Annotated in this window: 20 protein-coding genes; 11 read left to right on the top strand and 9 right to left on the bottom strand. The window is 62.1% G+C overall.

Going from position 1 to position 19,812, the window contains the following annotated elements; genetic code table 11:
• Window positions 1–30: 30 nt before the first annotated feature.
• From ACX3M4_RS29225 to ACX3M4_RS29190, 8 genes are all read left to right on the top strand, one after another.
• On the top strand, window positions 31–1,185 hold the full coding sequence (locus ACX3M4_RS29225; protein ID WP_459356443.1) for an acyl-CoA dehydrogenase family protein: 1,155 nt from the start codon (window positions 31–33) through the stop codon (window positions 1,183–1,185).
• The gene (locus ACX3M4_RS29220) at window positions 1,185–2,282 is read left to right on the top strand and encodes a CaiB/BaiF CoA transferase family protein (protein WP_459356442.1); all 1,098 of its coding nucleotides are present in this window, start codon (window positions 1,185–1,187) and stop codon (window positions 2,280–2,282) included. Before ACX3M4_RS29225 ends, ACX3M4_RS29220 begins: the two co-directional genes overlap by 1 nt.
• Window positions 2,283–2,284: 2 nt before the next feature.
• Complete coding sequence (locus ACX3M4_RS29215) at window positions 2,285–3,121, top strand: HTD2 family dehydratase (RefSeq protein ID WP_459356441.1); 837 nt, start codon at window positions 2,285–2,287, stop codon at window positions 3,119–3,121.
• Complete coding sequence (locus ACX3M4_RS29210; RefSeq protein ID WP_459356440.1) at window positions 3,115–3,915, top strand: HpcH/HpaI aldolase/citrate lyase family protein; 801 nt, start codon at window positions 3,115–3,117, stop codon at window positions 3,913–3,915. The genes ACX3M4_RS29215 and ACX3M4_RS29210 overlap by 7 nt, the downstream gene beginning before the upstream one ends.
• Complete coding sequence (locus ACX3M4_RS29205) at window positions 3,912–4,607, top strand: alpha/beta fold hydrolase (RefSeq protein WP_459356439.1); 696 nt, start codon at window positions 3,912–3,914, stop codon at window positions 4,605–4,607. The genes ACX3M4_RS29210 and ACX3M4_RS29205 overlap by 4 nt, the downstream gene beginning before the upstream one ends.
• Before the next feature lie 96 nt (window positions 4,608–4,703).
• The gene (locus ACX3M4_RS29200; protein WP_459356438.1) at window positions 4,704–5,315 is read left to right on the top strand and encodes a CDP-alcohol phosphatidyltransferase family protein; all 612 of its coding nucleotides are present in this window, start codon (window positions 4,704–4,706) and stop codon (window positions 5,313–5,315) included.
• Window positions 5,312–6,238: a phosphatidate cytidylyltransferase gene (locus ACX3M4_RS29195; protein ID WP_459356437.1), complete on the top strand. Its 927-nt coding sequence runs from the start codon at window positions 5,312–5,314 to the stop codon at window positions 6,236–6,238. The genes ACX3M4_RS29200 and ACX3M4_RS29195 overlap by 4 nt, the downstream gene beginning before the upstream one ends.
• Before the next feature lie 245 nt (window positions 6,239–6,483).
• Window positions 6,484–7,113, top strand: coding sequence for a lysophospholipid acyltransferase family protein (locus tag ACX3M4_RS29190; RefSeq protein WP_459356436.1), 630 nt, complete (start codon window positions 6,484–6,486; stop codon window positions 7,111–7,113).
• A 4-nt stretch (window positions 7,114–7,117) separates the two neighbouring features.
• On the opposite strand, the gene chrA is transcribed toward ACX3M4_RS29190, so the two are convergent.
• The 9 genes from chrA to flgB form a co-directional block, all read right to left on the bottom strand.
• Entirely contained in the window at window positions 7,118–8,446 is a 1,329-nt protein-coding gene (gene chrA, locus ACX3M4_RS29185; protein WP_459356435.1) for a chromate efflux transporter, read from the bottom strand.
• 4 nt (window positions 8,447–8,450) lie between these two features.
• The gene (locus tag ACX3M4_RS29180) at window positions 8,451–9,269 is read right to left on the bottom strand and encodes a chromate resistance protein ChrB domain-containing protein (protein ID WP_459356434.1); all 819 of its coding nucleotides are present in this window, start codon (window positions 9,267–9,269) and stop codon (window positions 8,451–8,453) included.
• Window positions 9,270–9,571: 302 nt separating this feature from the next.
• Window positions 9,572–12,127 (bottom strand): cell cycle histidine kinase CckA, encoded by a 2,556-nt coding sequence (gene cckA, locus ACX3M4_RS29175; protein WP_459356433.1) that lies wholly within the window; start codon window positions 12,125–12,127, stop codon window positions 9,572–9,574.
• A gap of 150 nt (window positions 12,128–12,277) precedes the next feature.
• On the bottom strand, window positions 12,278–13,357 hold the full coding sequence (gene flhB / locus ACX3M4_RS29170; protein ID WP_459356432.1) for a flagellar biosynthesis protein FlhB: 1,080 nt from the start codon (window positions 13,355–13,357) through the stop codon (window positions 12,278–12,280).
• A 9-nt stretch (window positions 13,358–13,366) separates the two neighbouring features.
• Window positions 13,367–14,140 (bottom strand): flagellar biosynthetic protein FliR, encoded by a 774-nt coding sequence (gene fliR, locus ACX3M4_RS29165; RefSeq protein WP_459356431.1) that lies wholly within the window; start codon window positions 14,138–14,140, stop codon window positions 13,367–13,369.
• 13 nt (window positions 14,141–14,153) lie between these two features.
• The gene (gene fliQ, locus ACX3M4_RS29160) at window positions 14,154–14,420 is read right to left on the bottom strand and encodes a flagellar biosynthesis protein FliQ (RefSeq protein ID WP_459356430.1); all 267 of its coding nucleotides are present in this window, start codon (window positions 14,418–14,420) and stop codon (window positions 14,154–14,156) included.
• Window positions 14,421–14,441: 21 nt separating this feature from the next.
• On the bottom strand, window positions 14,442–14,765 hold the full coding sequence (locus tag ACX3M4_RS29155) for a flagellar hook-basal body complex protein FliE (RefSeq protein WP_459356429.1): 324 nt from the start codon (window positions 14,763–14,765) through the stop codon (window positions 14,442–14,444).
• Window positions 14,766–14,823: 58 nt separating this feature from the next.
• On the bottom strand, window positions 14,824–15,234 hold the full coding sequence (gene flgC, locus ACX3M4_RS29150) for a flagellar basal body rod protein FlgC (RefSeq protein WP_459356428.1): 411 nt from the start codon (window positions 15,232–15,234) through the stop codon (window positions 14,824–14,826).
• A 27-nt stretch (window positions 15,235–15,261) separates the two neighbouring features.
• A complete protein-coding gene (gene flgB, locus ACX3M4_RS29145) occupies window positions 15,262–15,666 on the bottom strand; it encodes a flagellar basal body rod protein FlgB (RefSeq protein ID WP_459356427.1) in 405 nt (134 codons plus the stop codon).
• A gap of 436 nt (window positions 15,667–16,102) precedes the next feature.
• Between flgB and ACX3M4_RS29140 the strand changes: the two genes are divergently transcribed.
• The 3 genes from ACX3M4_RS29140 (at window position 16,103) to ACX3M4_RS29130 (ending at window position 19,773) form a co-directional block, all read left to right on the top strand.
• A complete protein-coding gene (locus tag ACX3M4_RS29140; protein ID WP_459356426.1) occupies window positions 16,103–17,839 on the top strand; it encodes a flagellar biosynthetic protein FliO in 1,737 nt (578 codons plus the stop codon).
• A complete protein-coding gene (fliP, locus tag ACX3M4_RS29135) occupies window positions 17,836–18,603 on the top strand; it encodes a flagellar type III secretion system pore protein FliP (RefSeq protein WP_459356425.1) in 768 nt (255 codons plus the stop codon). The genes ACX3M4_RS29140 and fliP overlap by 4 nt, the downstream gene beginning before the upstream one ends.
• Before the next feature lie 105 nt (window positions 18,604–18,708).
• Window positions 18,709–19,773: a DUF2336 domain-containing protein gene (locus tag ACX3M4_RS29130; protein ID WP_459356424.1), complete on the top strand. Its 1,065-nt coding sequence runs from the start codon at window positions 18,709–18,711 to the stop codon at window positions 19,771–19,773.
• The last annotated feature ends 39 nt before the right edge of the window (window positions 19,774–19,812 follow it).

Genomic DNA, 19,812 nt, shown 5'->3' with positions numbered 1-19,812 from the left:
CCGAATTCCTTGACGCAAGGCCGCCAGACAATGACTTCAGACACTTTTCAGGACATCCGCGACGGCATCCGTGCCCTCTGCGCGTCCTTTCCCGCCAGCTATCACCGTCAGGTCGACGCGGACCGCGCCTATCCGGAAGCCTTTGTCGACGCCCTCACCCGCGAAGGCTGGATGGCGGCACTGATCCCGGAAGACTATGGCGGATCGGGCCTTGGGCTGACGGAGGCGTCCGTCATCATGGAGGAGATCAACCGGGCCGGCGGCAATTCGGGTGCCTGTCACGGCCAGATGTACAACATGAACACGCTCGTCCGGCATGGCTCGGAAGAGCAGCGTCAGCGCTACCTGCCGAAGATCGCCAGCGGCGAATTGCGCCTTCAGTCCATGGGCGTGACCGAACCGACCACCGGGACGGACACCACCAAGATCAAGACGACGGCCGTCAAGAAGGGCGACCGCTACGTCGTCAACGGCCAGAAGGTGTGGATCAGCCGGGTGCAGCATTCCGACCTGATGATCCTCCTGGCCCGCACGACGCCGTTGAAGGATGTCCAGAAAAAGTCGGAAGGCCTGTCGATCTTCCTGGTCGATATCAAGGAAGCCATGCAATTCGGCATGGAGGTCCGGCCAATCCCGAACATGGTCAACCACGAGACCAACGAGCTCTTCTTCGACAATCTGGAGATCCCGGAAGAGAACCTCATCGGCGAGGAAGGCAAGGGTTTCAAATATATCCTCACCGGCCTCAACGCCGAGCGCACTCTGATTGCCGCAGAATGTATCGGCGACGGCTACTGGTTCACAGACAAGGTGACGGCCTATGTCAGCGAGCGCGAGGTTTTTGGCCGCCCGATCGGTCAGAACCAGGGCGTCCAGTTCCCGATTGCCGAGGCTTTCATCGAGATCGAGGCCGCCAACCTGATGCGTTACAAGGCCTGCAGCCTCTACGATGCCGGCGCGCCCTGCGGCGCGGAAGCCAACATGGCCAAGTATCTTGCGGCCAAGGCGAGCTGGGAGGCGGCAAATGCCTGCATCCAGTTCCACGGCGGCTTCGGCTTTGCCTGCGAATATGACGTGGAACGCAAGTTCCGCGAGACGCGGCTTTACCAGGTGGCGCCGATCTCCACCAATCTCATCCTCTCCTATGTCGCCGAACATGTGCTCGGCCTGCCGAGGTCCTTCTGATGACGTTGCCGCTGAAAGGACTGGAGGTTCTCGCGATCGAACAGGCGGTCGCTGCCCCCTACGCCACCTCCCGGCTTGCCGATGCAGGTGCTCATGTCACGAAGATCGAACGGCCGGAAGGCGATTTCGCGCGGGGCTACGACGATGTCGCAAAAGGCCAGTCGAGCTATTTCGTATGGCTGAACCGGGGCAAGGACAGCCTCTCGCTCGATCTCGGCTCCGAGAAGGGCAAGCAGACCCTCGGCGATCTGATTACGAACGCCGACGTCCTTATCCAGAACCTGAAACCCGGCGCCCTCGCCCGGCTCGGCTTCGACCCTGAACATCTGGCGCGGCAATACCCGCGCCTGATCATTTGCTCGATCAGCGGCTTCGGCGAGACCGGCCCGATGGCGGACCGCAAGGCCTATGATCTGCTGATCCAGGCAGAGACCGGCCTTTGCTCCATCACCGGCGGACCGAACGAACCGGCCCGGGTCGGCATTTCCCTCGTTGATATCGCGACCGGCGCCACCGCCTATACCGCCATCCTGGAAGCACTCATCCAGCGCGGCATCACCGGCAAGGGCGCGCGCATCTCCGTCTCCATGTTCGACGTCCTCGCCGACTGGCTGACAGTGCCGCTGCTCAACCACGAGGGCGGCAAGAGCCCGAAGCGGATCGGCCTCGCCCATCCCTCGATTTCCCCCTATGGCGTCTTTCACCCCAAAAGCGGCGCTCCGGTCCTGATTGCCATTCAAAGCGACCGCGAATGGCGGACGCTCTGCGCCGGCTTCATCGGCAAGCCTGAACTCGGCACCGATCCTCGTTTCGCCACCAATGTGGAGCGGGTCAACAACCGGGAGGAGACGGACGGCGCGGTTGCGGAGGCCTTCGCGAGCTATGATGCAGATGAGGCAATCCGCCTGCTGACGCAAGCCGGGATCGCCCTGGCCTCTGTCAACGACATGGAAGGCCTGTCGCACCATCCGCACCTGCGCCGCATCACTGTCGACAGCCCGAATGGCCCGGTTTCCTTCCCCGCACCGGCGGCCATCTTTGCCGGTGAAAACCGGACCTACGGCCCGATCCCGGCCCTGAAGCCTTTGGAGGCGTGACCATGGATCTTGATATCCCACACCTCCGCAGCTGGATCGGGCGCGAGGACAGCGCTTCGGAGGTCCTGAGCCCGGCCCTCGTGCGCCAGTTCAATGCCACCTTCGACCACACTTCTGGCGAAGCAGGGGGCGACATCGCCCCGCTGCTGATCCACTTCTGTCTTGCCCAGCCGGCCGCGCCGACCGCCGGTCTTGGCCAGGACGGCCACGCCGCCCGCGGCGGCTTCCTGCCACCGGTGCCACTGCCTCGGCGCATGTGGGCGGGCGGCGAATTCACTTTTCACGGCGATATCCACATCGGCGACGAGGTTACAAGGGTATCGCGCGTTGAGGACGTCGTTCTGAAACAGGGGCGTACGGGACCTCTGTGCTTCGTGACCGTGATCCATGACGTCACGGCGAACGGCGAACCTGTCCTCACCGAGCGCCAGGATATCGTCTACCGGGAGGCGCAAGGCAAGGTCGTCGTCAAGGCTGAGCCGGAGCCTGCAGAGACCGGCGCGCACAGCCGCCGGATCACGCCGACCGCCCCCTACCTCTTTCGCTATTCGGCGCTGACCTTCAACGGTCATCGCATCCACTACGACAAGGACTATGCGCGTGATGTCGAGGGCTATCCGGGCCTGATCGTGCACGGCCCGCTGCAGGCCACCCTGCTCTGCCAGTTCGCCGCCGATCTGCGGGGATCCAATCCGAAGCTCTTCCGTTTCCGCAGCCTTGCGACCATCTTCGACACCGCCGAATTCACCATCAACGCGTCAGAAGAGGGAGAGAGCCTGAAGCTTTGGACCGCACAGCTTGGCGGCCCTCTCGCAATGGAGGCATCCGCCGCATGGTGACCTCGATCCAGGCCCCGCTCTTTGTGCCCGCCAACCGGCCTGAGCGTTTCGAAAAAGCCGCGGTCACGGAAGCCGATGCCGTGATCCTCGATCTGGAGGACGCGGTTCCGGCCGATCAAAAGGACGGCGCCCGCAGCAATCTCCGGACGGACTTCACCGGCAAGCCCGTGATCGTTCGCATGAACGCTGCGGCCACGCCCTGGCACGCAGACGATGCCGAAGTCCTCCGGACATTGAAGCCTGCCGGCGTCATGCTGCCCAAGGCGGAAGACCCGTGCGAGATCCATCGGCTCTGGCAGTCGCTGGGGGGCAAGATCCCGTTGATCGCTCTTGTCGAGAGCGCCAGGGGCCTTGCCGATGCCCAGGCAATAGCAGGTCTTGAAGGCGTTATCCGCCTCGCCTTCGGCTCCATCGACTATTGCGCCGATCTCGGCTGCGCACACAAACGCGAGGTTCTGCTGCCGGTCCGCTCGGAACTGGTTCTTGCCTCAAGGCTCGCCGGCATTGCCGCGCCTATCGACGGCGTCACAGCCGAGCTGAATGACCTCACCCTCACCTATGAAGACGCCGCACACGCCAGGGATCTTGGCATGACAGGGAAGCTCTGCATCCATCCGAAACAGGTGGTGGAGGTCAGGCGCGCCTTCGCGCCGACCGAGGCTGAGATCGCCTGGGCCAAGCGGGTTCTCGCCTCCGGCGACGGCGCCGTTGCCGTCGATGGCTCCATGGTCGACGAACCCGTCCGCATCCGTGCCCGGGCAATCCTTGCTGCTGCATCGGAGCAAAGCGAATGAGCCTGCCGCAGATCGTCCTGATCCCGGGCCTTCTCAATGATGCGGACCTCTGGCGCGACCAGATTGCCGGTCTTGCCAGCATTGCCCGCCCACGCGTTGCCAACATTACAAAAGGCGATACCCTGGCTGTGCTTGCCGAAATGGTGCTGGCAACCAGCGAGGACCGTTTTGCGCTCGCCGGCTTTTCACTTGGTGGCATCGTCGCCCAGGAGATCATGCGCCGCGCGCCGGAGCGGGTAACGCATCTGGCTCTTCTGGACACCACCATGCTTCCGGATACGCCCGAACGCGCCGCAGAACGCGAACAGCTCATCGCCCAGGCAGCCAAGCCCGGAAGGTTCCACGGCTTCGGACGCAAGCTGGCGCAATCCTATCTGGCGCCGCAAAACCGGGAGAACGAGGAGCTGATCAACCGGGTCCGCGCCATGACCGAACGGCTCGGCCCCGAAGTCTTCATCCGCCAGACCCGCATCGCCCGTCCGGACAGCCGTGCGTCCCTCACAGGCATCACCTGCCCTACGCTAGTGCTTTGTGGCCGACACGATGTCCTGACCCCGCCGGAACTCCATCGTGACATGGCGGATCTCATTCCGGGGGCGGATCTGGTTGTTCTCGAAAGCAGCGGCCACCTGACGCCTTTGGAAGAACCCGGGCGGGTAACGGCACATCTCGCAGGTCTTTTGAGGCGCTGAGCTGTCAGGGATTGGCAGCAGTCCCTGAAAAATCTGACGTGCACCGCGTGCGCAATGCCTATATCGTTCCTGGATTCTTCGGGGGAAGTTTCAGGAATGCCAACCATTTATCAGTTGAAGTCGCGGTTTCAGGACCTTCTGCGTCCGATCTGCCGGGACCTTGCCGCCAGGGGCGTCACCGCCAACCAGGTCACCCTTGCCGCTCTCGGCCTCTCCGTTCTGGAAGGCCTTTTGCTCTGGTTTTTCCCGGGTGCTGTCCTGCCCCTCCTCCTGTTGCCCGTCGTTCTTTTCGTGCGCATGGGGCTGAACGCCATCGACGGCATGCTTGCGCGCGAACATGACCAGAAGTCGGATCTTGGCGCGGTCCTGAACGAGCTCGGCGATGTGCTGTCGGACGCTGCCCTCTACCTGCCCTTCGCGTTGTTGCCTTTCGTGAGCGGAACATTGGTCGTCGGCCTGGTGGTGCTTGCAATCATCGGCGAGATGACCGGCGTCATCGGCGTCCAGATCGGCGCCAGCCGCCGCTATGACGGACCTTTCGGCAAAAGCGACCGGGCGGCCCTTTTCGGCATCTGCGGCTTCCTGATGGCGATCGGCCTGACGGCCGCTTACTTCTATCAGTTCGTTTTCACCGTGGCTTTGCTGCTCGCCGCCGTCACCGTCTTCAATCGTGCCCGGGCCGCCATCAGAGAGAAGCAATCCGCATGACCCTTCACGCCATTCATTGGGCCCTCATCGGCATCTGGGGCATTCTCGGCATCGCCAGTGTCATCGTCTATGTGATCTCGAAGCGCTCCTCCAAGAACATGAGCGAGCTGGTCCAGCGCACCGTCAGCTGGTGGGTGATGGTGGCGATCTTCACCATCTCCTTCCTCGTCAGCAACACGGTCTCTATCATCGTCTTCGCCCTGATCAGTTTCCTGGCGCTGAAGGAATATTTCTCGATGATCCCGACACGCCGGGCCGACAGGCGCGTGCTCTTCTGGGCGTATCTGTCGATCCCCGTCCAATATTTCTGGGTCTATGACGAATATTACGGCATGTTCGCGGTCTTCATCCCGGTCTACATGTTCCTGTTCCTGCCCTTTGCCAGCCTGATGACCCAAAAAACGGAAGGCTTTCTGAAGTCAGTCGGCACGCTCAACTGGGGCCTGATGCTGTGCGTCTTCTCGATCAGCCACGCGGCTTTCCTTCTGATCATGCCTCCGACACCGGCCAGCAGCGCCGGCGGGCCGGGCCTGCTGCTCTATCTGATCTTCCTGACCCAGTTCAACGACGTCGCCCAATACACCTGGGGCAAGCTCTTCGGCCGTCGCAAGATCATCCCCGGCGTCAGCCCGAACAAGACCTGGGAAGGCTTTCTCGGCGGCGTCGGCACCACCTTCGTGCTGGCGCTCTTCACCGCTCCGCTGGTGACGCCCTTCGACATGATCCACGCGGCAGCGGCGGGCCTTTTGATCCCGGTTGCCGGCTTCGTCGGCGACGTCACCGTCTCGGCACTGAAGCGCGACCTTGGCGTCAAGGACACAGGCAGCCTGATCCCCGGCCACGGCGGCATCCTCGACCGCATCGACAGCCTGACCTTCACCGCACCGCTGTTCTTCCACTTCACGCGATATTTTTATTATTAGGCGGGCGGGATGAGCATGAACGCGACAACGGTACCCCTTCGCCTTCCGCACGCTCCTCTCCATCGTCACCCCGGACGCAGCGAAGCGGCGATCCGGGGCCGGGGAGCCCGGGGGCTCAAGCGGTTCGGTTGTCACCTGCATGGCTTGTTGGCTCCCCGGTCCCGGCTCGTGCTGCGCTTGGCCGGGATGACGATGGAGAGCTCCGGAATCGGCACAAGGTTCAATAAAAGTCGGAGCGCCAACTGATGCTCCAGATGGCTTTCTACATCTTCGTCAAGATCGCCGTCCTGTTCCTGCTCGGGCTGAACGTTCGACGCAAGGAGCTCTTGCCTGCGAACGGCCCGGCGATCATCGTTGCCAATCACAACAGCCATCTCGACACCATGGTGCTTATGGCCCTGATGCCGCTGTCGAAGCTGAAGGACATCAAACCGGTTGCGGCGGCCGACTACTTCTTTTCAACGCCTCTCACCGCGTGGATCTCGGAACATGTCCTCGGCATCATCCCGGTCGAACGCGACCGCAAGGACAAGGATGTCGATCCGCTCGAAGGCTGTTACGAGGTCCTGCGCCAAGGCAAGGTGCTGATCCTCTTTCCGGAAGGCTCGCGCGGCGAACCGGAGGAAATGACGGAGCTGAAGAAGGGCATCTCGTATCTGGCCGAGAAGTTTCCCGAGACGCCGGTCGTGCCCGTCTTCACCCACGGCCTCGGCAAGGCCCTCCCCCGGGGCTCCTTTCTGCTGGTTCCGTTCTTCTGCGATATTTTCGTCGGGGAACCAGTGACTTGGGCCGGAGACCGGACTCAATTCATGACCGAATTGAAGGAGCGCTTTAAGACACTCTCCAGCGAAAAGACCTTTGCCCCCTGGGAGTAAGGTTCTACCCCACTTGCGACAAAAGCACCCCGCCGAGGGCGGCCGCTAGCAGCACCCAGAGCAGGTTGATGTGGAACCGCAGCAGCATCACGCCGCAGATGACCGCCAGCACCGGTACGCGCCAGTCGAGGCTTGCAAGGTCCGGCAGCCACAACGTCAGCCAGCCGGCACGGGTCGCCGTCACCGTCTCGAAGAAGACATGCAATGCGAACCAGACCGACAGGTTCAGGACGACGCCGACGACGGCGGCAATGATTGCAGACAGCGCCGATTTCAGCCGTGGCTGCGCCGAGATCCACTCGATGTAGGGGGCACCGGCAAAGATCCAGAGGAAACACGGCGCGAAGGTCGCCCAGAGCGCGACGAGGCCACCCGCAAAACCCAATAAAAGCCCGCCGCCGTGATAGGCAGCCAGAAAGCCGACGAACTGCGTCACCAGGATCAAGGGCCCCGGTGTCGTCTCGGCAAGGCCGAGCCCGTCCATCATTTCCCCTGCGCTGAGCCAGCCGTGAATTGTGACGACGTCCTGGGCCATATAGGCCAGCACCGCATAAGCGCCGCCAAAGGTGACAACGGCGAGCTTGGAGAAGAACCAGCCGAGATCGCTCAGGATCGGCAAGCCGGTTGCCCATTCCAGCAGCACCAGGGGGCCGATCCACACGGCGAGCCAGACCGCCACGGTCCTCAACGTTTTGAGAGCTGAAGTCTCCACCGAAACTGGTGCGGCCGCGGTCCCGCCTTTATGCGCAGCATTGAATGCCGCGCCATAGAGCCCGGCGGCCAGCACGATCAGCGGAAACGGCAAGTCCAGGAAGAAGATGCCGACAAAGGCAAGCCCGGCGATCAGCCACTGCCGCCTTTCGGTGAGGGCCCGTTTGGAAAGGCGCAGCAGCGCCTCCAGCACCACGATCAGGACGGCCGCCTTGATGCCGAGAAACAGCTGGTTGACCAGCGGTACATTGCCGAAGACCGCGTAGATCGTCGCCAGGGCGAAAATGGCCAGCGCGCCGGGAATGACGAAGAGCAGTCCGGCGAGCAGGCCTCCGGCGGTGCCGCGCAGCTTCCAGCCGCAATAGGTGGCAAGCTGCATTGCCTCCGGTCCCGGCAGCAGCATGCAGAAGCCGAGGGCGTTGACGTAGCTCTTTTCGTTCAGCCAGCTGGTCTCGTCGACCAGCTTCCTGTGCATCAGAGCGATCTGGGCCGCCGGTCCGCCGAATGACATGAGCCCGATGCCGCCGAATACGGAAAACAGCCGCGGCCAGGAGGTGTCCCGCTCTTGTGGCAGCGTGGTTCCGCCGGATGCATCAGGCGTCGAAGTTTGATGTGCGGTCACGGGGTCAGCCCTTCTTGCTCGCGGCCGGCCAGTCATGGCCTTCCTCTACCGCATCGCGGGCCCAACGGTAATAGGCATCGTAGAGCACCATGCCCGCTTCGAGCTGTTTCAGGTCGTCCCTGTACATGCGCGACAGTCCGAGCGAGGCTGCCAGCAGCCCGGCCGCTTCCGGTGCCAGGTCGTGCCGGTTGGTATCGGCACCGCGCACGATCGTCGCCAGCCGGTTCATCGGTTCGCTCGCAAGGCCGAATTCCTCGACCATCGTGTCGAAGCTGCATTTTTCGTCCCGATGGCTCCAGAAGACGCCTTCAACGTCGAAAGGCGTGGCGTTGAAGCGTTCCGCAACGCCGGCAACCTCCGACGGCGTCACATAGAGAAACCGGGCCGTTGGGTCGACGAAGCGGCGGATCAGCCACGGACAGGCGATCCGGTCGATCTTCGGCCGGTGCCGCGTCACCCAGACAGTCTGACCTTGAGCATTGCGCGCCGGAATGATGCTGGCCGGCACGCATGGCAGGCCTTCTTCCTTCCAGGCTGTCGTCCCCCCGGCGAGCGTTTCCGCCTCGATGCCGGTGGTGCGCAGGATCGCCGCTGCGCCTTCACTGAGCTTAAGCCCCCTCCAGCAGACGACGATCACCTTCCGGCCGGCGAGCCGTTCGGCAAGCGCATCGATCTCGGCGAAGGGATGGCGGAAGGCGGAGGGAATGAAGAAGGGATTGTCGTTGAAATCCTCGTCATTGCGCACGTCGACAATGACGGGACAATCCGGAAGGCCGATCAGTCGCTGGAGCTGGGAAACGGTGATTGTATTCGGAGACGGCATGGCGCGTCCTCCCATTCATCGGGGTTTACGGACGCGAAACTTCAGCTGACGCCTCACGGGGTGTTCGCTCGCCCCATGCCTACTAGGTGCCAAAATGGAGGTTTGCTGTCAAGGTGATGCAATTGACGACGGCTTTGCCTCACCTTGACCTCATCCTGAGGAAGCGCGCAGCGCTGTCTCGAAGGATGGGCCGCTTGTCCGGAATGTGCTGCCCATCCTTCGAGACGCGAGCAGGCTCGCTCCTCAGGATGAGGGTAGAGGTTGGAGCACGGTCAGCCTCGGAACTGGTAGAAGCACCATCGCTACCCGTTCAACACGTCCTTCACCGTCGTTGCCAGCTGCTTCAGTGTGAAGGGCTTGGGAAGGAAGAAGAACTGTTCGCCGGGTGGCAGGTTCTCTTCGAAGGCGTCTTCCGCATATCCGGAAACGAAGATGATCTTCAGGTCCGGCCGGGTCTTGCGCAGCTCGACCAGGAGCGTCGGACCATCCATTTCCGGCATGACGACGTCCGAAACGACGAGATCGATCTTGCCATCTGTCTCGTCCATCACCTCAAGCGCTTCCATGCCCGAGCCGGCCTCGTAGACCGTATAGCCGCGGGAGGCCAGTGCACGGGCGCCGAAGGCGCGCACCGCTTCCTCGTCCTCCACCAGCAGGATGGAAGCGGAACCTGTGAGATCCTTGACCTTTTCCGGCTCGACGTCCTTCGGTTCCGGCTTCTTCTTTTCCGTGACCTTGGGGATATGCCGCGGCAGGAACAGGCGGAAGGTGGTGCCGACGTCGACTTCCGACGTGCAGAAGATGAAGCCGCCGGTCTGCTTGACGATACCGTAGACGGTGGAAAGGCCGAGGCCCGTGCCCTTGCCGACTTCCTTGGTGGAGAAGAACGGATCGAAGATCTTTTCCATCACATCCGGTGGAATGCCGTGGCCGGTGTCGTCGACCTCGATCAGCGTATATTCGCCCGGCGGCATGCCGCGCGTGTTGTCGAACTGGGTGCTCTCCGCTTCCGTGACATTGCGGGTGCGGATCGTTAGCCGGCCACCGTCGGACATGGCATCGCCCGCGTTGACCGCCAGGTTGACGATCACCTGTTCCAGCTGGTTGAGGTCGGCCATGACCGGCCAGAGATCGCGGCCGTGTATCACCTTCAGTTCCACCTTCTCGCCGAGCAAACGGTCGAGCAGGATGGAAAGATCAGCCAGAACGTCGTTGAGCTCAAGCTGCTGCGGCCGGAGCGTCTGGCGGCGGGAGAAGGCGAGAAGCTGGCGCACCAGGCCTGCGGCCCGGTTGGCGTTCTGCTTGATGTTCATGATGTCCTGGAAGGACGGATCGGTCGGCCGGTGGCTGGCAAGCAGCAGGTCCGAGAAGCCGATGATCGCGGTCAGGACGTTGTTGAAGTCGTGGGCGACGCCGCCAGCAAGCTGGCCGATTGCCTGCATCTTCTGGCTCTGGGCGAACTGGGCTTCCAGCGCCCGCTGCTGGGTCGTTTCCAGCGCATAGACGATGGCGGCCTCACCGTCCCCCTCGCCTTCCTGCACCGCGGAGACATAGAAGGTTGCGGATCGCGGATCGTTGCCTTCCACCAGCGGAATGTCGATCGGGGCAATCTCGCCGATGCCGTTGGCGGCCGCCTGCAGCGACTTGGACAGTTCCTGGCGCCCGCTTTCGGCCACATAGGCCTCGAGCTTCGGCGACTCGTCGCTCGTGTCGACGGCGCCGAAAAGCTTCAGGAACGGGGCGTTCGTGCGCAGCACCCGGCCTTCCTTGTCGAGCGAGGCAATGGCGATCGGCGTGTTGTTGAAGAAGCGGGCGAAGCGGACTTCCGCTGCGCGCAGCGCCTCGGAAACTTCTTCGCCGCGGGAGCGGTTGAGCACCAGCGTACGGCTGTCGCCGGGCTGGCCGTTTTCGCCGAAGGGCACCCGGTGCAGCAGGCGCACCGGCAGGCCGCGGCCGTTGCGGGTGACGAAGTCGAGATCGAAGGTCTCGCTCTTGACTTCGCCCGCCTGTCCCTTGAGTGAGCGGATCAGCTCGGTACCGTCGCCGCGCACGATGCTGGACAGATCCAGGTCACCGGCGTCGAACTGGGCGAGGTCGTAGCCGAGCCAGTCGGCGAGCGTGGCGTTGAGATAGACGATGCGGCCTTCCGCATCGCAGGAGAAGAAACCGGCCGGCGCGTGGTCGAGAAAGTTGATGACGCGCTGCAGTTCCTGGAAGGAATTTTCCTGTTCGGCCCGGTCGCGGGTGATATCGGCCAGTTGCCAGACAGCCATTGGCTTGCCGCCGCCGCGTTCCTTGGAAACCTGCAGTGGGCGCACCGAGACCCGGTACCAGCGCGCGGTACCGTCCGAGCGGCCGAGCGGGAAAGGCATGCGGATCTCTTCCTGCGCCCTGCGGCTGTCCCGCATGGCCTGCGACAGGCGGAAGATGGCGTCTGCGGCATCGGGATCGGAGGAGAACACCCGTTCGACCACGCGGATGTCGGCGGCGGTCTCGGCGCTCGTCAGATCCGCATAGGCCTTGTTGGCATAGACCAGCCGGCCTTCCAGATCTGTAATGAGCGCGCCTTCTTCCAGTGTATCGACAAAGGCGGACGCCAGCGGATTGGCTTCCCCCGGACGGGCGGAGAGGCGCAGGAAGCCGATAGCTCCGGCAAAAAGGCAGAAGACGCCGACAACGGCGAGGATACCGAGCAGGGCAAGGATGAACGGCTGCGCGACTTCGCGGTCCATGACCGCAAAGGCAGCTGCCGCGCCGACGAGCAATAGCGCGAGGCCAATGAGAAGGCCTATATTTCCGGAACGTTCCGGGCGGCTGATCATCGGCCCGCTCGGCGCTCCGTCCATGTCACTCATCAATCCTGTCTCCCGGGCCCGATTCGGTAGGTGAAGGGGCCGTACATAAGCATTCTGTGCTTAATAGCCGATTTCAACTGATATGCGACCAAGTCCTGTTGAAATTCACCTGTTTGCCGCGGACTTTTTCATGCCGCTTTCCTTTGGCGAACTTCAGTTGGCCCGCCAGGCGGCGCGTTTGCGCATGCGATAAACGAAGCCGATGACTTCGGCGACCGCCTTGTAGTGTTCTTCCGGCACTTCCTGATCGATCTCGACAGTGGCATAGAGAGCACGGGCGAGTGGCGGATTTTCGATCACCGGAATGTTGTTGCCCTTGGCGATTTCGCGGATCTTGAGCGCGATCGCATCGGTGCCCTTGGCCACACAGAGCGGTGCGCCCATGCCGTCCTCGTATTTCAGCGCGACCGCATAGTGGGTCGGGTTGGTGACGACCACGGTCGCCATCGGAACGGAGGCCATCATGCGCTTGCGCGAGCGCTCCATGCGCAGCTGCCGGATCTTGCCCTTGATGAGCGGGTCGCCTTCCGTCTGCTTGTATTCGTCCTTGACCTCGCGCATGGACATCTTCTGCTTATTGAACCATTTGTTCTTCTGATAGATGAAGTCGGCGGCGGCAACGACGGTCATGACGGCCAGGACGGCCGCGAGCAACTGCAGGATAAGCACGCGCGATTCAAGCAGAATTACTGTGGCATCGGCGAAGATCATCACCTCCGCCTCGTCCCTGTGCGGCCACAGCACCGCCACCATGACCGCCCCGACGATAAGGATCTTGAGCATGCCCTTGGCAAAGTTCACCAGGCTGTCGGCGGAGAACAGGCGCTTGAAGCCGGAGGCGGGCGAGACCTTGGACAGCTTCGGCTTGATCGTCTCTGCGGTCAACAGCGGCTGGTGCTGTATCAGGTTGCCGGCAACCGCCATCAAGACCAGAGCCAGCAGCGGCACGCCGATGATCAGCGCAACCGACTCGCCCGTATTTTGCCAAAGCGACGTCAGCCCGTTTCCGTCGACCGGGATCTGGTGCGAATGCTCCAGATACCCTTTCATCAAGTTGCCGAGCGAAACAGTCGTTGACGGGGCAAAAATGGCAATCATCAGGGTCGCCCCGACCAGTGTGAACCAGGTGCTGACTTCCTGAGATTTCGCTACGTCCCCCTTGTCATGCGCCTCTTTCAGGCGCTTGTGCGTGGGGTCCTCTGTTTTCTCTGACTGGTCGGTATCGTCTGCCATAACGAGATGCTACCCCGCGACAAACTTGCCGATCGCCTGCTGAAAATGGTCCAGATAGAACATCATCAGCGTGGCGATGAGAGCCATGAGCATGAACAGCCCGACCGCGATATTCACGGGCATGGCGATGAAGAAGATCTGCATCTGCGGCATCAGCTTGTTGAGAAGGCCGAGACCGAAATAGAAGACGAGACCGACAACCAGAAAAGGCGCGCTCATGCGCACCGAAATGGAAAAGACGTGGGCAACGGTTTCCGTGGCGTATTGGGAAAAATCGCCGACGGGCGGCGCCAGCCCGGGCGGAAAGATGGTGAAGCTGTCATGCAGCGCGGCCACCACCAGATAATGGGTGTCGGTCACAAAGACGAGCGTGATACCGAGGATCGACAGGAAGTTGCCGTAAAGCGCACCCTGCTGACCGGAATTTGTGACGTCAGACCCCAGCGCGAAGGCAAGGCCCGACTGGTTGGCCATGATCACACCGGCGATCTGCAGCACCGAAGTAATCATTCTGGCGCACAGACCGATGCCAAGGCCGATGGCGATTTCGCCGGCCAGGAGCGCGACAAGCCTTGGCGTGCTGGCAGTCAGATCGGCCGGATAGAGCGGCGCTCCGACGGGATAGAGCACCAAGGTGACGGCGAGCGCGATGGTCAGGCGGAAACGGGTCGGAATGGTGCTTTCCCCAAAGGCCGGCAGCAGCATCATCATCGAACCGAGACGCGCAAACATCAGCATGAACATTGCCGCGACATTCGGTAGATAATCGAGCTCGATGGTCATCGGGGGCCGCGTCCTAACCCGTCGTCAGGATCGTTTCGGCGATACGCGCCATGAAGGCCTGAAGAACCTGGCCCATGAAGGGCAGTGCGACCAGAATGGTCACGAAGATCGCCAGGATCTTCGGCACGAAGACCAACGTCATTTCCTGGATCTGGGTGAGCGCCTGGAACAGTGCGATGACAACACCGACGAGCAGGCCGATAACCATCACCGGTCCGGCGACCAGGATCATCGTCCAGACCGCCTCCCGGGCAAGATCGAGCACTTCTCCACCAGTCATGTTACGCCCCCGATATGCCGGTCAGATCGGCATCCGCATGATTTCTTCATAGGCGGAGATCACCCGGTCGCGTACGGCGACCATGGTTTCCAGCGCCACTTCGGTTTCGGCGATCGCGGTCACGACGTCCACCACATCCGCCTTGCCCTCGACAAGGCCGACAGCCTTGGTGTCGGCTACCCTGCCCTGGTCGACCACCGTGCCGACGGCTTCCTGCACCATCTTGCTGAAGTCGAGCCCGGCCGATGCGACCGGACCGGCAGCATTGTCCTCTATCGCACGCGCCTGCTGCTGCAGTTTTGCTGCCAACTGATAGGCATTGCTGGCAATCGAAGGGGTGGACATGGCCCGGTTTTCCTTCCGTGAGTGCGGCCCGTTCAAAGGCCTTGTTTAGGAGGGCGGCTTAGCCCCGCAGAATGTCGATGGTCCGCTGCAGCATCTTGCGCGTGGAATCGATGACATTGAGGTTGGCCTCGTAAGACCTTTGAGCCTCGCGCATGTCGGTGGTTTCGATCAGGGTGTTGACATTGGGATGCAGCACATAACCGTTTGCATCCGCCGCCGGATGGCCGGGCATGTGCACGGACTGAAAGTCGGAATTGTCTTCCGCGACCTTGCCCAGCTCGACGACATCCGCTCCAAGTTCCCGGTCGAAATGGCTCTGGAAAGTCGGGATCTTGCGGCGATAGGGCAATTCCTCCGGCGTCTTCGCGGTGGAATTGGCATTGGCGATGTTTTCCGCGATCACGCGCATACGCCCGTTCTGGGCCTTCAGCCCGCTGGCCGAGATGAACAGGGATTTCATCAGATCCATAGTGCCGGTCCTCTTCTGGCCTTCGCGTTACACGCTCTTCGACAGGGCGGTGCGTATGAGACCGAGCCCCTTGGTGTAGAGCGTCGTGGCCGCCTGGTAGTCCATCTGGTTCTCGGTGAGCTTCATCATCTGCTCTTCCAGATTGACGCTGTTGCCACTCGGTGTGACCTCGAAGCTGTCCATCTCTTCGACCTTGGCATTCGCCGAACCGCCGAGCGTCGCCGAGATATGCCCCGCCCTGGTCGTCGAAGTCGCCAGCCCAAGCGATTGGCGCCCGATATGGTCCTTGAAGGAATATTCCTTCACTTCCCGCGCGTTAAAGCCGGGCGTATCCGCGTTGGCAATGTTCTCCGCCAGTACAGTCTGACGGGTCTGGTGCCACTGCATCTTCGACTTCAGCGCCTGAAACAGCGGTAGGTCCGTGACAGCCATCCGATTCACCGTTCGTTAACCAACTAGGCAATGATTGCCGCTCAAAAGGTTAATGAAAGGTTAATGCGCCTTAACCATTGAGGCGGCAAGCCATTCAAAAACCAGTGGAAGAGGCAACATTCCTTTGCATTTCGCAAAATGAGCACCGCCCCCGGCGGGCAATAATTGCCTGCTTCTGTTAACTTTAACTCCTAGTGAGATTCGAAGCGGATCAGCAAGCAGCCGAACCGGCCTCCAGGCAAGCCCCGAGGGTTTCCGGCGGCAGGAAAACCGAAAGAACCGAGAGGTTTGCGCGACAGCAGTCCAGGGCGACGCAGGAGCCGGAATTACTGGGGATAAAGGCAATCCTCCGCAATTGGGGCAAGTTTCCCGGATAACCGGCCGCAAGGCTTGATCAAGCGCAGATCCACCGCAGGCAGGGCGGCAAGAGGGTAAAATGCAGAATTGGATTGAAACCACCTTTAATGTGAGCGGGGGCGTGACCCAGGCGGTCGCCGTCATTCTGGCGCTCGCCGTTGTCTTGTTGCTGTTCGGACTCTTCATTTTCATCCTCAAGCGGCTGATGGGGGCCAATGCGCCGCAGAACCGGAACCGCCAGCCGCGCATCGCGGTCATGGACAGTGCCCAGGTCGATGCCAGGCGGCGCCTGGTGCTGATCCGCCGGGACAATATCGAACACCTCATTCTTATCGGTGGCCCGAGCGACGTGGTCGTGGAGCAGCACATCATCCGCAATGCACCGCTAACCCAGCAGACGATGACGCCCACCCGATCAGGCGCACAGGCAGTCCCGCCCATGCCGGGACATGCGCCGGTCAAGGCGGCAACAGCACCGGGGCCGGAAATCCCCCCGACGCCTGAAGATGTAGCGGCTCTGCACGAGCCGGCACCGCCAGCGCCGGCTGTTCAGGCCCGTCCGCCTGCCTATGCCGCGCCCGTTTCCGCGCCCGTATCAGCTGCCGTGTCCGCTCCCGTCGCGGCCTCGGCCCCTCCGGCGTCCTCTCGCCCAGCCGCCCCTCCGGTTTCTGCGGCCAAACCCGCTGCCCCCACACCGGTTCAGGCTGCGCCTGTCAGGCCGCAAACCGCCGCCCCGGCGATCACCGCAGGAACCGCCCCTTCCACGTCGCCGGAGTCCGGTGGCGGCCTCAACCGTGCCGCCGACCTCTTGCGCGCGGCAACGCAGAACGGTTTCAACAGGGCGGCCTCCCGACAGCAGCCGGTCTTTGACGACCGGGACGGCGGCACAGGCGCACCAGGCGCACCAGGCGCGGACGCCGTTCAGGCCCCCGCCGTGCGTGCACCGGCCCCTGAAACGTCCGAGCAACAAGAAAGCGGAACCGCTTCCGCCTTCAAGTCGTTGACCCGTCCCTTTACCGCGCGCGACCGGCCATCCTATGGAGGCTCCATCACCCCCCCGGCGTCCGGTCCGGCAGCACGCGCCAAGACCGCACTGATCAAGCCGGTCGATCCGGTTCAGCCGGCACCCAAGATAGAACCGGTTCTGGCCACGGCCGCCCACGCAGCCGGCTCGATGGCTGCCGAGCAATCTGAACTGTCCGGCCAGCTTTTCGCAGAGACAGCGGTTCAGCCTGAAGAGCTGGTGGAACCGAGCGCTCCGGAAACAAGTACCGACGCTGCCGAGAGCGAAACAGCCGCCGCTGAAGCAAAGGACACCCAGCCGGAAACGGATGCGGTTCAACCTCTTGCCGAGGCCATCGACATGGCCGAGATGACCGCCGGGGAAACAGAGGCAGATACAGACAACGAAACTGCAAGTGCCTCCCCGGCCGCTGATGCCGGCAACCAGTCCGCTGGTGCGTCACCCGTCCACCGTGAAATCACGCTGGATCTTGACGATCTGCTTGAAGACGTCCCCGTGCAGGAAGTGAAGAGCGAAGCGGAACCGGTCCCGGCTCCCGAACCTGCGGCATTGCCGGAAGCGCACGCGGATGAAGATAGCCCGGAAAAGGATCTGTCACCCGGACCGGAGACCGGCCCCACTGCGGTTCAAGCGACCCCGGCTCCCGCAGTTGCCCCCGCTGCCCCCGCGGTCCGGCCTCCGGAGCCGGTAAAGCCGGTGCAAAGATCCGGCGCAGGTCTCGGCGACCGCAATCCGATCGAGGAAGAAATGGCAAAGATCCTGGACGAACTTGGCGGGCAGTCACCCAGATGACGTCGCGCGGCGGTTTCCGGCGCTTCAGCGCCCTGGCAAGCCTGGTTTTCCTGGCAGCTGCTTTGCTGGCTTTCCTTGCCGGCCCGGCGGCCGCGCAGCAGATTTCCGTCGGCTTTGGAGAAGACGCCAGCCTGACCGAGCGCGCGGTGCAGCTTGTCATTCTTCTGACGATCCTTTCGCTCGCCCCCTCGATCCTCGTCATGGTGACCAGCTTCACCCGTATCGTCGTTGTGCTGTCGCTGCTGCGCTCGGCGATCGGCCTGCAGACTGCGCCGCCCAACATGGTGATGGTCAGCCTGGCGCTGTTTCTCTCCGCCTTCATCATGATGCCGACGCTGCAGGCTTCCTACGATGCCGGGGTCCAGCCGCTCATCGACGGCGACATTGAAATCGAGCAGGCGTTCGAGCGCGCTTCCGACCCCTTCCGCAGCTTCATGCTGTCCCAGGTGCGCGAGAAGGATCTCGCCCTCTTTCAGGAGCTCTCCGGCAACGAGGCTCCCGAGGGCCCGGAAGACCTCTCCCTGGCAACCCTCGTTCCGGCTTTCATGATTTCCGAACTGCGGCGCGCCTTCGAGATCGGCTTCCTGCTTTACCTGCCGTTCCTTATCATCGACCTGGTGATCGCCTCCGTTCTGATGTCCATGGGCATGATGATGCTGCCGCCGGTGGTGATCTCGCTGCCCTTCAAACTGATCTTCTTCGTGCTGGTGGATGGCTGGAACCTGGTCGCCGGTTCGCTGGTCAAAAGCTTCGGCGGCGGATGAAGCCGTTACCGGAACCAAAACAGGTAGAGGAAAATTAATATAGGACTGTAATTATTACGGCGTGATTGGGGAAACTTTCGCCCCCTGAAATTGTGTGGCAGGTCCGTGTTACGAGAACAGCTTGAACAGCTCGCCAGGATTAAAGAACCGCAGGCGAGATCCAAACTCATCCGTACGCTCGTCGGCGAATATGCGCGGTCGGAAGACCACGAGCCGACCGAGACGGAGCGGGAGCTGTTTTCGCGTATCGTTCTGTCCGTCTTCGACCAGCTCGACCGGGAAGCGCGTTATGAACTTGTGGTGCGCCTTGCCAAGACCGACCGCATCATTCCCGATCTGGCAGACCGCCTTACCCAGGAAGACTATGACCTTTCCGAACCGGTGATTGAAAGTTCACCGATGATCAGCCAGGAAGCGCTCATGCGCATTGCCAAGACCGGCGGCAATGACAAGCGGCTGTCCTCGGCCAAACGTTCGGATTTGTCTGAGGAAATGACCGACACGATGATCGCGCGCGCCAGCCGTGACGTGGTGCATGAGTTGCTCCACAACATGGATGCGCCCTTTTCCGTGCGTGGCACCCTCGCCCTTCTGATCTTCGCCAACACGGAAGCCGACGTTCTTGCCGGCATCGCCCGGCGCGCCATGCAGGACGAGGATTTCCTGGAAACCCAGATGGATATTCTGGAGACCAACTGCCCGCTGATCCCGCTGCCGCTGAAGAAGGCTCTGGAAACCGGCGACCTGCAGCGCCTGGCAAAGACGATCGAGGAACGGCACGACGGCAGCATCGACCTGGAAGGCGTCACCTACTCGCGCCACGAGGCCAGCATCCAGATCGCAAATGGCGAACTGTCCTTCGACGCGATCCTGCGGACCCTCTTCGAGCAGGGACGCCTGGACGCCGCCATCTGGCTTATCAGCCGCAAGATCAACCTGGCCGACGAAGTCGTCTCAGATACGCTCAAGTCGGACGCGGACGGTGCCATCATGCGCCTCATGCTGCAGACGGGCATCACCGACAAGACCTACCGCGACTTTCTGAAAGCCCGCTGCGAATGGCTCGACCGCAGCACCCGCTCCATTCCGGAACTGGTTATGCGTTACAAGGCCGAACTCAAGAAGCCGCGCCAGAACCCGGCGCAGCACCTGCAAAAAGTCGCCAACTGATCTCAATCAAGCTGAATGTGCCTGATCGCGGCTGATGTC

The organism is Roseibium sp. M-1 (assembly GCF_054515675.1).
The sequence above is the reverse complement of the archived record's forward strand: the minus strand, read 5'-3'. Positions and strand labels throughout refer to the sequence as shown.